The sequence below is a fragment of the Pseudarthrobacter sp. GA104 genome, from assembly GCF_009741265.1.
In the GTDB taxonomy this organism is placed as follows: Bacteria; Actinomycetota; Actinomycetes; order Actinomycetales; family Micrococcaceae; genus Arthrobacter.
The window spans coordinates 2,533,948-2,547,081 of the sequence record NZ_WOWL01000001.1 but is presented as its reverse complement, the minus strand read 5'-3'; the positions used below and the strand labels follow the sequence as shown (position 1 = coordinate 2,547,081).

General features: G+C 65.9%; 17 protein-coding genes. 15 read left to right on the top strand and 2 right to left on the bottom strand.

Translation table 11 applies throughout. The features are described from left to right. The first annotated feature begins 21 nt into the window (after positions 1-21). The 5 genes from GK109_RS11595 to GK109_RS11575 all read left to right on the top strand — a co-directional run bounded on the left by GK109_RS11595 (position 22) and on the right by GK109_RS11575 (position 5,278). The gene (locus GK109_RS11595) at positions 22-822 is read left to right on the top strand and encodes an IclR family transcriptional regulator (RefSeq protein WP_066279747.1); all 801 of its coding nucleotides are present in this window, start codon (positions 22-24) and stop codon (positions 820-822) included. A 145-nt stretch (positions 823-967) separates the two neighbouring features. Continuing rightward, positions 968-2,317, top strand: coding sequence for an MFS transporter (locus GK109_RS11590; RefSeq protein ID WP_321214645.1), 1,350 nt, complete (start codon positions 968-970; stop codon positions 2,315-2,317). A 92-nt stretch (positions 2,318-2,409) separates the two neighbouring features. Continuing rightward, positions 2,410-3,393 carry an NAD(P)-dependent oxidoreductase gene (locus GK109_RS11585; protein ID WP_157240548.1) on the top strand — a complete coding sequence of 328 codons (984 nt, stop codon included), beginning with the start codon at positions 2,410-2,412 and terminating at the stop codon, positions 3,391-3,393. Further along, complete coding sequence (locus GK109_RS11580; protein WP_157240547.1) at positions 3,390-4,160, top strand: SDR family oxidoreductase; 771 nt, start codon at positions 3,390-3,392, stop codon at positions 4,158-4,160. Before GK109_RS11585 ends, GK109_RS11580 begins: the two co-directional genes overlap by 4 nt. Continuing rightward, on the top strand, positions 4,160-5,278 hold the full coding sequence (locus GK109_RS11575) for an L-idonate 5-dehydrogenase (RefSeq protein ID WP_157240545.1): 1,119 nt from the start codon (positions 4,160-4,162) through the stop codon (positions 5,276-5,278). The genes GK109_RS11580 and GK109_RS11575 overlap by 1 nt, the downstream gene beginning before the upstream one ends. A 64-nt stretch (positions 5,279-5,342) precedes the next feature. Here the strand turns inward: GK109_RS11575 and GK109_RS11570 are convergent, their stop codons facing one another. Beyond that, positions 5,343-5,600 (bottom strand): metal-sensitive transcriptional regulator, encoded by a 258-nt coding sequence (locus GK109_RS11570; protein ID WP_104999301.1) that lies wholly within the window; start codon positions 5,598-5,600, stop codon positions 5,343-5,345. A gap of 121 nt (positions 5,601-5,721) precedes the next feature. On the opposite strand from GK109_RS11570, the gene GK109_RS11565 reads away from it, so the two are divergent. From GK109_RS11565 to GK109_RS11535, 7 genes are read left to right on the top strand one after another with little or no spacing between them, the layout of a single operon-like run. After that, positions 5,722-6,336: a rhodanese-like domain-containing protein gene (locus GK109_RS11565; protein WP_157240544.1), complete on the top strand. Its 615-nt coding sequence runs from the start codon at positions 5,722-5,724 to the stop codon at positions 6,334-6,336. Continuing rightward, on the top strand, positions 6,333-7,094 hold the full coding sequence (locus GK109_RS11560) for a sulfite exporter TauE/SafE family protein (RefSeq protein ID WP_157240542.1): 762 nt from the start codon (positions 6,333-6,335) through the stop codon (positions 7,092-7,094). Before GK109_RS11565 ends, GK109_RS11560 begins: the two co-directional genes overlap by 4 nt. A 26-nt stretch (positions 7,095-7,120) precedes the next feature. Further along, positions 7,121-7,462 (top strand): rhodanese-like domain-containing protein, encoded by a 342-nt coding sequence (locus GK109_RS11555; RefSeq protein ID WP_321214650.1) that lies wholly within the window; start codon positions 7,121-7,123, stop codon positions 7,460-7,462. Between the two features lie 30 nt (positions 7,463-7,492). After that, entirely contained in the window at positions 7,493-7,789 is a 297-nt protein-coding gene (locus GK109_RS11550; protein WP_157240539.1) for a rhodanese-like domain-containing protein, read from the top strand. Between the two features lie 57 nt (positions 7,790-7,846). After that, a complete protein-coding gene (gene trxA, locus GK109_RS11545; RefSeq protein WP_157240537.1) occupies positions 7,847-8,209 on the top strand; it encodes a thioredoxin in 363 nt (120 codons plus the stop codon). Beyond that, the gene (locus GK109_RS11540; RefSeq protein WP_370460554.1) at positions 8,187-9,911 is read left to right on the top strand and encodes a rhodanese-like domain-containing protein; all 1,725 of its coding nucleotides are present in this window, start codon (positions 8,187-8,189) and stop codon (positions 9,909-9,911) included. The genes trxA and GK109_RS11540 overlap by 23 nt, the downstream gene beginning before the upstream one ends. A gap of 11 nt (positions 9,912-9,922) precedes the next feature. Continuing rightward, the gene (locus GK109_RS11535) at positions 9,923-10,075 is read left to right on the top strand and encodes a hypothetical protein (RefSeq protein ID WP_157240535.1); all 153 of its coding nucleotides are present in this window, start codon (positions 9,923-9,925) and stop codon (positions 10,073-10,075) included. A gap of 12 nt (positions 10,076-10,087) precedes the next feature. Here GK109_RS11535 and GK109_RS11530 read toward each other — a convergent pair whose 3' ends face one another. Continuing rightward, complete coding sequence (locus GK109_RS11530) at positions 10,088-10,438, bottom strand: helix-turn-helix transcriptional regulator (protein ID WP_157240533.1); 351 nt, start codon at positions 10,436-10,438, stop codon at positions 10,088-10,090. Between the two features lie 98 nt (positions 10,439-10,536). Here GK109_RS11530 and arsB point away from each other — a divergent pair, with 98 nt between their 5' ends. The 3 genes from arsB to trxB are packed head-to-tail and all read left to right on the top strand — an operon-like array spanning position 10,537 to position 13,109. Next, positions 10,537-11,631, top strand: coding sequence for an ACR3 family arsenite efflux transporter (gene arsB / locus GK109_RS11525; RefSeq protein ID WP_370460553.1), 1,095 nt, complete (start codon positions 10,537-10,539; stop codon positions 11,629-11,631). A 24-nt stretch (positions 11,632-11,655) separates the two neighbouring features. Then, positions 11,656-12,078, top strand: coding sequence for an arsenate reductase ArsC (locus GK109_RS11520; RefSeq protein ID WP_157240529.1), 423 nt, complete (start codon positions 11,656-11,658; stop codon positions 12,076-12,078). Positions 12,079-12,131: 53 nt separating this feature from the next. Next, positions 12,132-13,109, top strand: coding sequence for a thioredoxin-disulfide reductase (trxB, locus tag GK109_RS11515; RefSeq protein WP_370460779.1), 978 nt, complete (start codon positions 12,132-12,134; stop codon positions 13,107-13,109). Positions 13,110-13,134: the final 25 nt, after the last annotated feature.

Here is a 13,134-nt window from a genome sequence, read left to right as displayed (position 1 = left end):
GCGGCAACCCGAAGGAGAATCATGGCCGATTCCCGCAACTCCGGCCCTCAACCAGACAACCAGGGCAACGCCTCACCCGCCCCCGCCGTCACGCGGGCGGCAGCCGTCCTGGATGCACTGGCCTCCTCCGCCACTGGCCGCCTCACCCTCAGCGACCTCTCGCGGGAAGTAGGCATCCCCAAATCATCCACGTCGAACCTGCTGCTGGCGCTGGAGGAAGCCAGGCTTATCAACCGCCAGGGCAGTGAGTTCACCCTTGGCCGCAAGCTGGTTGAACTCGGCGCGGCATACCTTGGCCGCCTGGATGAGGTGCAGGAGTTCTACCGCTACTGCGAGCAGGCCCCGGTACTCTCCGGCGAGACCGTTCGCATCGCGATGCTCGACGGCTTGAACGTTATCTACCTAGCGCGCTACGAGGGCCACCCCGCCGTACGACTGACGTCGAATATCGGCGACAAAATGCCAGTCTCGCTCTGCGCAGTGGGCAAGGCACTGATAGCGCGGCTGCATGACCATGACATCGAGGAACTCTTCCCCGATGACGCGGAACTGCCCGTGCTGACGCCGAAGTCGCTGCGCACGGGAGCCGAATTCAAGGCACAGCTGCAGACCATCCGCGAACAGGGCTACGCCTTTGAGGACGAGGAATCCACCACCGGCGTGGTCTGCCTGGCCGTTGCCGTGCCCACCCGCGGAGCCCACGGTCCCAGCCTCGGCCTGTCAGTGACAGCACTCAAGGCCACGTACACGCCTGAGCAGGGTGCCCAGATGGTCAAGGAACTCCAGGAACTCGCCCATTCCCTGGGCAACCCCATGGGGTAACCGCCGCCGCTTCCTTCACAAACGCATTCACCCTTGCCGTCTGTTCAACTTGCTGTATTGTGTTCAGCATAGTGATCGATGCAACAGGTGTCGTTGCTATCCCACCAGGCCAACGAGGGTCTGGAGTGCGTTTAAGGGAGTTACTGTGACAACTCGTACTAAATCACCGCAGACCGACAGGAACGGCCATGTGGTCGAACCGGGGCAGCTGCGAAGGGCAACGCTTGCCAGCTCTGTAGGGTCAGCCCTCGAGTACTACGACTTTTACATTTATGGCCTCGCGTCAGCACTGATCTTTGGTCCGCTGTTCTTTTCCCCCTTGGGTGAAAGCGGCGCAGTCATCGCCTCGTTTGCCACGTACGGCGTCGGCTTTGCCGCGAGGCCCTTCGGCGGGGTGGTCTTTGGCTACATCGGAGACCGCTTCGGCCGGAAGATGGTGCTGATCCTCACCATCGGCCTGATGGGAATGGCAAGCTTCGCCATCGGCCTCCTGCCCACCTTTGAACAGGCAGGAATGCTCGGTGCCGTCCTGCTGGTCGCCCTCCGCATCCTCCAGGGCCTTGGCGCCGGCGCCGAGCAGGCCGGGGCAACCACGCTGATTTCCGAGGTGGCTCCGCGAAGCCGGCGCGGGTTCTTTGCCTCCCTGCCCTTCGTGGGCATCCAGCTGGGCACCCTGCTCGGAGCGGGCACGTTCGCCCTGATGGCCCTCGCGGACCGGGATGTCCTGCTGGGCTGGCTGTGGCGGGTACCCTTCCTGGCCAGCGTCATTCTTATTGTTATAGCTGTCTTTATCCGGCTCCGACTGAAGGAAACACCGGTCTTCCAGGAGCTGGAGAAGCACAAAGCGGTGGTCAAGAATCCGGTGGGTCAAATCTGGAAGCACTCCAAGAAGAACGTGCTCGTCGGAATCGGCCTGCGCATGGGTGAAAACGGCAACTCGTCGGTTTACTCCGCGCTTCTGGTCTCATTCATCAGCCTTCCAGCCGGCGTATTCCCGGGCGACAAGTTCATTGGTCCAACAGGATTGCTGATCGCCGCCGGCTGCGCAGCAGTCATGGTGGTCACCTTCGGCGCCCTGTCCGACCGGTTCGGCCGGGTTCCCGTGTACCGCTACGGGGCACTATTCCAGGCCCTCATTGCACTGCCCGCGTTCTACCTGGTCACGCTGGGCAACGTCACCCTGGTTTGGGCAGTGATGGCGGTAGGCATCGCCCTGGGTGTGCAGTCCATGCTGGGTCCGCAATGCGCCCTGCTGCCTGAACTCTTCGGCTCCCAGCACCGGTTCACCGGCGTGGCCCTCAGCCGTGAACTCTCGGCAGTCCTCGCCGGCGGGTTCGCACCCATGATCGGCGTTGCGCTGCTCGCTGCAACCAACCATTCCTGGCTGGTTCCCGCGCTGTACTCACTGGTCCTGGCCGCAATCTCCTTTGTCACCACGTTCTTTACTCCCGAAACCAACGGCCGCGACCTGGTGCTCGTTGAGGACGCCAGGTAGTAGTCCCTGATCCTTGGGGGGCGGCCCCTTGCGGGGGCCGCCCCCCGGGTTCGTCAGCACCCCAAGCCCCTCCGGTCCCCAAAAGGTTGAACATGAACAACGCCACCACCTCCGCCGCTCCACCCTCCGGCGCCGAACAAACCCGTCCGCGGGCCGGGTTTGTCGGGCTGGGGCTGATGGGCGCACCCATGGCCGCCAACCTGCTGCGGGCGGGATGGTCCGTCACGGGATGGAACCGCTCCCCCGCCGCTGTTGAAGACCTGCTGCGGCTGGGCGGGAGCGGCGCCGCCACGGTGGCGGACCTGAGGGACGAGCCGGTCATCATTTTTATGCTCCCCGATCTTTCCTTCATTGAAGATGCCGCAGCAGGGCTCCTCGACGCATGGCGGACCTCGCCGCCTGAACCGGGAACGGTCGTTGTGGTCATGAGCAGCGTTTCACCCGTGGGCGTCAGAGACTTCGGCCGGGCGGTTATCGAGGCAAGCGGCGGGAACGCCACAGTGCTGGATGCGCCCGTCAGCGGCGGTACACACGGCGCAAAGCAAGGAGACCTCGCCATCATGGCAGGCGGCTCGGAAGGGGACTTCGCGCGGGTCCGGCCGGCACTGCAGGCCATGGGCGCAACAGTCCGGCGGCTCGGCGGGCTCGGGGCGGGCTCCTTGGCCAAAGCATGCAACCAGCTGGTTGTCGGCACCACGACGGCGGCCCTCGCCGAAGCAGCCGAGCTTGCGGAACGCTCCGGTCTGGAGGTCACGGCCCTCTTCGAGGTGCTCTCCGGCGGGCTCGCTGCAAGCCGGGTGCTGGAACTCGTAGGTCCCCGCCTGGCAGCAAAGGACTACACGCCCACAGGACCGGCTAAGTTCATGCACAAGGACCTGTCTTTTGTCGTGGAGAGTGCACGAAGCGTCGGTGCCGCTGCGCCGATGGCGTCCGCCGGGACCGAACTCTACGCGCAGTTGCTCGCGCAAGGCCTGGGGGACCTGGACCTGGCCGTGGTGCGTAAGGCCATTGCGAACCTCAGCACCACAGACGCTTCCCACAGCGGGACCGAAGCGGCCAAGGAGACTGCACGATGACTTCACTTTTCGACCTGACCGGGCGTGCGGCGCTAGTTACCGGCTCCAGCCGGGGAATAGGCAACGCCCTTGCCCGTGCCCTGGCCGATGCCGGTGCAACGGTGGTGTTGAACGGGATGGATGCGGACCGCCTCAAGGCTGCAGAAACCTCCATGTCCGCCGATTTCCCGCCAGGCCGTATCCACAGCTGCGCCTTCGACGTTACCAAGGACGCGGAGGTGGCCAGTGCCGTGGCCTGGGTGGAGGAGAACGTAGGTCCACTGGAGATCCTGGTCAACAATGCCGGAATCCAACACCGCGTCGCCATGGTTGACCTGGACGTCGAAGACTGGGAAAGGGTCATCACCACTGACCTCACCAGCGCTTTCCTCGTGGGCCGGGCGGCCGCCCGCTTCATGATCCCCCGCGGCCGTGGCAAGATCATCAACATCTGCTCCGTCCAGGCCGACCTTGCACGGCCCACCATCGCGCCCTACATCGCTGCCAAGGGCGGCCTGCGAAACCTCACCCGCGCCATGACGGCGGAATGGGCGGCTTCCGGCCTGCAGATCAACGCCATCGCCCCTGGTTACATCCACACCGAAATGACCCGGAACCTGGTGGACGATGAGCAGTTCAACACCTGGATCCTTGGGAGGACCCCCGCGCACCGCTGGGGCACCGTCCAGGACCTCGCCGGACCGGCAGTCTGGCTGGCCTCCAGCGGTTCAGATTTCGTGAATGGACAAACAATCTTCATCGACGGCGGAATGACGGTGGTGGTCTGATGCGCACCGTTGCCGAACTGCCGGCGGCGGGTCCCGCCGTCGTCGCCCATGCTGCAGGCGACCTGCGCATTGAAAGCATTCCGCTCCCGGTACCCCTGCCCGACCAGGCCGTGGTGGAGATTGCCTACGGCGGAATCTGCGGCTCCGACCTGCACTACTGGCTGCACGGTGCCGCAGGGGAATCGGTCCTGAAGGCCCCCATGGTGCTTGGCCACGAGATCGTGGGGACTGTCATCCGCGCGGCAGCGGACGGGTCGGGACCGGCTGAGGGCGCACCGGTCGCCGTGCATCCGGCCACGCCCGGGCCGGGAGAGGGTCCGGACTATGCCAGGTATCCCGAAGACCGGCCCAACCTGTCCCCCGGCTGCACCTATCTTGGAAGTGCCGCACGGTTCCCGCATACGGACGGCGCCTTCAGCAGGTACGTCAACCTGCCGTCGCGGATGCTGCGGGTCCTGCCGCCTGGCCTGGACCTGAAGGCAGCGGCGCTGATCGAACCGGCCAGCGTGGCGTGGCATGCCGTGAGCCGCGCCGGTGATGTCAGGGGCAAGACGTTCCTGGTGGTGGGCTGCGGCCCTATCGGTACGCTGACCGTCGCCGTCCTCAAGCGTGCGGGTGCGGCCCGCATCGTGGCCACGGACCTGCACCGAAAACCGCTCGACATTGCACTGGCAGTTGGAGCGGACGAGGTGCTGGAAGCCAGCGAGGCCCAGGCCCTGGCAGCGGTCCAGGCAGACATTGTTATCGAGTCCTCCGGCTCCCACTATGGATTGGCGACGGCCATCAAAGGAGCGGTGCGTGGCGGCAAAGTGGTGATGGTCGGCTTGCTCCCGTCCGGACCCCAGCCTGTACTGATCTCACTGGCTATCACCCGGGAGCTGGAATTGCTGGGATCATTCAGGTTCAACGACGAGATCGATGAGGTCATCGCCGCGCTGGGCGACGGGTCCCTGTTCGTGGCCCCGGTGACCACGCACGTCTTCCCGCTGGAACGCGGTCTCGAAGCTTTTGAAACGGCCAAGGACTCGGCCGAGTCCGGCAAGGTCCTGCTGGACTTCGATCCTGATGCGTCGCTCTCCACCGGACCAGGAGCTGCAGAAGCAGCACGCCCGCGCTAAAGGGACCGCGCCGGGGGCAGTTTGGGGGACCTGCACCCGGCGCGGAGTCTCTAATACCGCCTGGTTAGGCGAGGGAAAGGAAGAGCTTCTCCAGCTCTTTCCTGTCCATGGTGGCGTCCTCGCGGACAATGCACTGCTCCAGGCCGCTGGCGATGATCGCGAAGCCGGCCCTGTCCAGCGCCTTCGATACGGCGGCGAGCTGCGTGACGATGTCCTTGCAGTCCCTGCCTTCCTCCAGCATCCGCGTCACGGCGGCGAGCTGGCCCTGGGCGCGCTTGAGGCGGTTGACCACTGGGGCCAGTTCAGTCGAGTCGAGTTCCATGAGGTCTCCGTAGGTGGGGTTCTTGCCTCCAACTATATACCCCTCGGGGTGTTTTGACTACCCCCGGGGGTATCTGTAATACTCGGTGGGGTATTCACCTTCCCCCGACGAGAGGCCAGCAATGACTTCCCCTTCCACGGCACCGGCCGTCACCGCCCTTGCTCCCGAGACCCTGCGCACCTGGATCGAACAGCACCAGGACCTCGTCGTCATCGACGTGCGCTCCGCCGCAGAATTCGAGTCCATGCACATCCGCGGCTCCTACAACGTGCCCCTGCCGCTGCTGTCCGAGCACACCGATGAGCTCGCCGCCCGCCTGGGCTCCCGCGTGGTCCTGGTCTGCCAGTCCGGAGCGCGGGCCGAGCAGGCACGGCAGCGGCTGGGCAAGTCCGGGATCGACGGCGCCTACGTCCTGACCGGCGGGGCGCCCGGCTTCGCCGCCGCCGGCGGGGACGTCGTCAAGGGCAAGGACCGCTGGGACCTGGAGCGCCAGGTCCGCCTCGCCGCAGGCTCCCTGGTGGTCCTGGGCCTGGCCGGCGGCAGGTTCGTCTCGCCGAAGATCCGCATGCTCGCCGGCGCCATCGGCACCGGCCTCACGTTTTCGGCGGCCACCAACACCTGCGCCATGGGCCAGGCCCTCTCGGCGATGCCGTGGAACAAGGCCGCCAAGGAACCCACCCGCGAAAGCGCCATTCTGACCCTCCCCGTCAACACCGAGCAGACGCCGGCAGCATGATTACGGCCCTGTCGCTGGGCCTCTTCGTCGGGATCGTCCTCGGTGTAGTAGGCGGCGGGGGCTCTATCATTGCTGTTCCCGCCCTGGTCTATGGCGTGGGGATGACCCCCGCCGAGGCCATCCCCACTTCCCTCCTGGTGGTTGGCGCTTCATCCTTGGCAGCGCTGATCCCACGCCTGCGCGAGGGCATCAACTGGCCCGTAGTGCTGATTGTCGGCGCAGCCGGCGTCCCCGCCGCGTGGGGCGGGACAGCGGTGGGTCGGCTGCTGGATCCGAACATACTGATGCTCGCCTTCGCGGTCATCATGGTGGCAGCGGGGATACGCATGCTAATGAAGGCCAAGGAATCCGGCGGCGGATCCTGCAGCACGGGACCAAGCCGCGCCTTCCGCTCCTGCGCACCCAAGGCGGTGGGGGTTGGCGTACTCGTCGGATTCCTCACGGGGCTGCTCGGGGTGGGCGGCGGGTTCCTGATTACACCCGCCCTCACCCTGCTCCTGGGCCTGCGTATGAAGCAAGCCGTGGGTTCAGCCCTTGCCATCATCGTGATCAATTCAGCCGCCGGTTTTGGTGCCCACGCTGCAGGATTCAGCATTGACTGGCCAGGCCTGCTGAGCTTTGCGGTGCCGGCGGTCCTTGGCTCCCTCATCGCCGCCCGCCTCGCCCGCCGGCTGAAGGACAAACACGTCCGCATTTCTTTCGCGGTGCTCATCTTCGCAGTCGCGGCATGGGTCACCGCAAGTACCGTCACCGCCTAGCAAACCACCCCCCCCAAGGAGAACCCGTGGGCCTCATCAGCTCCCTGAAAAAAGCCTTCAGCAAGCCCTACAAAACCGTCTCAGTAGCTGAGGCCAAGGACCTCCTGTCCTCGGGCGCCGCGCTGATCGACGTCCGCTCCGCCCAGGAATGGCGCTCCGGACGCGCACCCCAGGCGAAGCACATCCCGCTGGACCGGCTGCAGGCCGGCACCCCCGGCATCAACAAGAACCGGGCAGTGATAGCCATGTGCCAGTCCGGGGTCCGCTCCGCTTCAGCGGCGCGGCTCCTCGCTTCGCAGGGCTACGAGGCCTACTCCCTGCGCGGCGGCATGGGCGCCTGGCGCTCGGCCGGCGAACCCGTCCGCTGACAACAGCCCACTATTTCGAAGGAGAATCCCATGGCTGAAATCACCGTCACCGACGCCGAACAGCGTCTATCCACCGCCCGCATCCTTGATGTCCGCGAGGACTTCGAGGTCGAGGAAGGCATGATCCCCGGCGCCCTGCACATCCCCATGGGCCAGCTGCAGGCACGCCTGTCCGAACTGGACCCTGCCGTCCCCGTCATAGTGGTCTGCCGTAGCGGCAACCGTTCAGCCCGCGTCGCCGACGCCCTCAACGGCGCCGGCTTCACCGCCGACACCATGGCCGGCGGCATGGTCGCCTGGACCCGCGCCGGCCTGCCCACCACCTGACTCCTGCATCCCGCCAAGAACCGCCACAACAAAAAGCCCGAAAGGACACGAAATTCCATGGCTACCATCGACGTCACGGAACAGAGCTTCGCTGAGACCCTGGAGAACAACGACATTGTCTTCGTTGACTTCTGGGCGGCATGGTGCGGCCCCTGCCGCATGTTCGCCCCCACTTACGGCGCCGCAGCTGACCGGCACCCGGACATCACCTTCGCCAAAGTGGACACCGAAGCCGAACGGTCCCTCGCCGCCGCAGCGAACATCACCTCCATCCCCACCCTGATGGCTTTCAAGGACAGGACACTCGTCTTCTCTCAGCCTGGAGCCCTCAACGCCACCGGCCTCGAAGAAGTCATCCAGGAAGTAAGGAAGCTGGACACGGACAAGCTCCGCGCGGATGCAGCCCGGCAGCTGGCCTGAAACGGGGACGGCGGCGCAACCGTGGCGCACCATCACGGCCGACGGCCTGGCCGGCGTCTGGCCCCGCGCCGCGGTAGTGGACGTCCGGAGCCGGGAGGAGTATTCCATCGCCCGCATCCCGGGCAGCCTGAATATCCCGCTGGATGACCTGCCCGCCCGCCTCGCAGACTGCCCCCACGCCATTCCTGACAGGCAGCAGCAGGCTTGCTGTATACCCCCAGGGGTATTAGCATTGATACCAGAGCACGCCTTAGACCTTCCCCTCCACCGCTTTCACGAAGGAGAGCAACAGATGCTTATCGAGCGTATTTACGATGAAGACCTTGCCCAGGCCAGCTACCTGATCGGTTGCCAGGCAAAGGGCGAAGCCGTGGTTGTCGACGGCCGCCGCGACATCGCGGTGTACCAGGACCTCGCCAGGAAGAACGGCATGAAGATCGTGGCCGTCACCGAAACCCACATCCATGCGGACTACCTTTCCGGCACCCGTGAACTGGCCGCCGCCACCGGCGCAACCATTTATGTCTCCGGTGAGGGCGGCCCGGACTGGCAGTACGAATTCGACGGCGAGCGGCTGTTCGACGGCGACACGATCACCCTGGGGAACATCAGCATCAAGGCGCTGCACACCCCCGGCCACACTCCGGAGCACCTCTCCTTCCTGGTGACGGACGGCGCGTTCAGCGACCAGCCGGGCTACCTGCTCTCCGGGGATTTCGTCTTCTCCGGTGACCTGGGACGACCCGATCTGCTCGACGAGGCCGCGGGCGGCGTCGACACCCGCTTCGCGGGGGCCAAGCAGCTCTTCACCAGCCTCCGGGACAAGTTCCTGACCCTGCCGGACTATGTCCAGGTCCACCCTGCCCACGGTGCCGGCAGCGCCTGCGGCAAGGCGCTGGGCGCCATCCCCTCCTCCACGGTGGGCTACGAACGCCTCTACGCCTGGTGGGGCCCCTACCTCGCCGCCAACGACGAGCAGGGCTTCATCGACGAGCTCCTCGACGGCCAGCCGGACGCCCACGCCTACTTCGGCCGCATGAAGCGCGAAAACCGTGAAGGCCCGGCCGTCATGGGAGAACGCGCACCGCTGCCCGAACTCGCACCCGGCATCGTCGCTGCAGGCCTGGCGGAGGACACCCTGACCTTCATTGACACCCGTCCCAACAGCGAAGTCCACGAAGGCACGGTGGCACGTTCCCTGAACGTCCCTGCCGGCAAATCAGTGGCCAGCTACGGCGCCTGGGTAGTCAACCCGGAAACCGACAAGAACCCGCTGGTGCTGCTGGCACCGGACCAGGACACCGCCCAGGACATGTGGGACCACCTGGTGCGCGTCGGCATCGACAACGTCGCCGGCTACGTCACAAGCCTTGAAGGCCTCCCCGCCGCCGTCCCGAAGCTCATCCAGCCCGAGGAACTCGAGGACTTCGACGCCGCCATGGTCCTGGACGTCCGCAACAGGACCGAGCACACCGCGGGACACATCCCCGGATCGCGCCAGCTCAGCGGAGGCCGCGCTATGTGGCACCTGGATGAACTTCCCGCCAACGGCACCATCGTGACCTACTGCCAGAGCGGGGTGCGCAACTCGGTCGCAGCCAGCGCGCTGCGCCGCGCCGGGTACGACGTCGTCGAACTGGACGGCAGCTACGCCGGCTGGAGCGCCTGGAAGCAGGCACGGGAATCCGTGTCCAGCAACTAGGCAAAGCAGTAATGACAGCGATCGCTTTGGGACTGCGCCAGAACCTGGCGCAGTCCCTGCTGATGGTCTGCCCCACCCTGCTCGCGGCGATCGCCGCGAGCACCGCAGCGTCCGGCATCGCGGTGGCCGTGCGGATGCGCCGCGCAGACCACCGGCGGTATTAGGGCGGCGGTGACCTAGAGCGCCGCGAGCATTTCGGCGACGCCGTCCAAGGCCCCCGGGACCAGCGAGTAGTAGGCCCACGTCCCGCGCTTTTCCCGGTGCAGGATCCCGGCTTCCACCAGGATCTTCAAGTGGTGGGAGACGGTGGGCTGGCCAAGGTCCAGTGGCTCCGTGAGGTCGCAGACGCAGGACTCCCCCGACTCCTCCGCCTTGACGATCGACAGCAGGCGCAGGCGGTTGGGATCGGCCAGTGCCTTGAAAACCAGGGCTTTCTGCTGGGCATCTTCCGCGCCGAGCACCGGCCTCCCCGACGGGACGCAGCAGGAAGCGTCGACGGCGGGTTCACGAGTCTGCAACGGGTTCATGGCTTCCATTATGCAATAGATTGACATTCATCGATATAGCTGGGGATACTTCACATATCGATTTCCATCAATCTATCGCCGAGCAGCACAGGAGACCCGTGAGCACCCGGACCGAGACACCGCCCATCCAAGGGGAAGAGGCCGTCGCCGGCAAGCTCTCCACCCTGGACCGCTTCCTCCCCGTGTGGATCATCGCTGCCATGGTGCTGGGCCTCCTCCTTGGCAACCTGGTCCCCGGTCTGGACACCGCGCTGGAAGCCGTCAAAGTGGGCGAAGTGTCGCTGCCCATCGCCGTCGGCCTTCTGGTCATGATGTACCCGGTGCTTGCGAAGGTCCGCTACGACCAGACCCGCCGTGTGCTGGGCGACCGGAAACTCATGGTGTCGTCCCTGGTGATCAACTGGGTCCTGGCCCCCGCATTCATGTTCGTCCTGGCCTGGCTCTTCCTCGCAGACCTTCCCGAGTACCGGACCGGCCTGATCATCGTGGGCCTGGCCCGGTGCATTGCCATGGTGATGATCTGGAACGACCTCGCCTGCGGGGACCGGGAATCCGCTGCCGTCCTGGTTGCCATCAACTCCCTGTTCCAGGTGGCTGCGTTCGGCGCGCTGGGCTGGTTTTACCTGCAGCTCCTGCCGTCCTGGCTGGGCCTTCCCACCACCAGCGCCGATTTCTCCTTCTGGGCCATCACCCTTTCAGTGCTGATCTTCCTGGGCGTCCCGCTGCTGGCCGGCTTCCTCACCCGCACCCTCGGCGAAAAAGCCCGGGGCCGCGACTGGTACGAGGAAAAATTCCTCCCCAGGCTCGGCCCCTGGGCGCTCTACGGCCTGCTGTTCACCATCACCCTCCTCTTCGCCCTGCAGGGAGGCTCCATCACCGCCCGCCCGCTGGATGTAGCCCGCATCGCGCTTCCGCTGCTGGTCTACTTCGTGGTTGTCTTCGGCGCGGGCATGCTGCTCGGCAAGTCGCTGGGCCTTGGCTACGCCAAGACCACCACACTGGCCTTCACGGCGGCGGGCAACAACTTCGAACTGGCCATCGCTGTGGCGATTGGCACCTTCGGCGTGACGTCCGGCCAGGCCCTTGCCGGCGTCGTCGGCCCCTTGATAGAAGTCCCCGCACTTGTTGCACTGGTGTATGCGGCCCTCTGGGCCCGCAAGCGCTTCTTCAGCCCCGCCACCGCTATCCTCTGACCACCGTTACCACCGGAGAACACCATGAGCACCGAAACCGCCAAGAAACCGTCCGTCCTGTTCGTCTGCGTCCACAACGCCGGCCGTTCCCAGATGGCCGCTGCCTTCCTCACCAGCCTTTCCAAGGGCGCCATCGAGGTGCGCTCCGCCGGCTCCCAGCCCGCGGACAAGATCAACCCGTCCGCCGTGGAAGCCATGGCCGAGGTGGGCATCGACATGTCCGCCGAGGTTCCCAAGGTCCTGACCACGGAGGCCGTGAAGGAATCCGACGTCGTCATCACCATGGGCTGCGGTGACGAATGCCCGTACTTCCCCGGCAAGCGCTACGAGGACTGGGTCCTCGAGGACCCCGCAGGCAAGGGCGTTGAATCCGTCCGCCCCATCCGCGACCAGATCAGGACCCGCATCGAGGGCCTGATCGAATCCCTCATCCCGGCCGCCAAGTAGATCCACAAGATTCCGACCCCCAGGAGATTCCCGTGAGCGAGACCGTGAACGCCGTGAACACAGAACAGTTAATCATCATCGGGTCCGGCCCTGCCGGCTACACCGCCGCCATCTACGCCGCCCGGGCAGGGCTCAAGCCCCTGGTCCTGGCCGGCTCGGTCACCGCCGGCGGCGCCCTGATGAACACCACTGAAGTGGAGAACTTCCCCGGTTTCCCGGGCGGCATCCAGGGTCCGGAACTCATGGACGGGCTGCAGGAACAGGCGGAGAAGTTCGGCGCGCAGGTGGTGTTCGACGACGTCACGGAAGTCTCGCTGGCGGGCCACCTCAAGCGGGTGGTCACCGGCGGCGGCGACGTGCACGAGGCTCCCGCCGTCATCCTTGCCACCGGCTCCGCCTACAAGGAACTCGGGCTGCCGGAGGAGAAGAAGTTCAGCGGCCACGGCGTTTCCTGGTGCGCCACCTGCGACGGGTTCTTCTTCCGCGAGCAGGACATCATCGTGGTAGGCGGCGGCGACTCGGCCATGGAGGAGGCGATGTTCCTGACCCGGTTCGGCAAGTCCGTCACCGTCGTCGTGCGCAAGGGCGAACTGCGGGCCTCCCGCATCATGGCGCAGCGTGCCAAGGACAACCCCAAGATCAGCTTCGCCTGGAACTCCGCCGTCACCGCCATCCACGGCGATACCAAGGTCACCGGCGTCACGCTGACGGACACCCGCACCGGGGAAACCCGCCAGCAGTCCGCCACCGGAATCTTCGTCGCCATCGGCCACCTCCCGCGCACCGAACTCGTGGCCGGGCAGGTGGACCTGGACGACGAGGGCTACATCAAGGTGGACGCCCCCACCACGGTCACCAACCTCACCGGCGTCTTCGCCTGCGGCGACGCCGTGGACCACCGCTACCGCCAGGCCATCACCGCGGCCGGCACCGGCTGCGCCGCCGCCCTGGATGCCGAGCGCTACCTCGCGGCGCTGGAGGACGCGGACAGCATCGCCACCGCCCTGGTCGAGGAACCAACCCACGCCTGACCCGCCCCGCCCACCCAAGAACAAA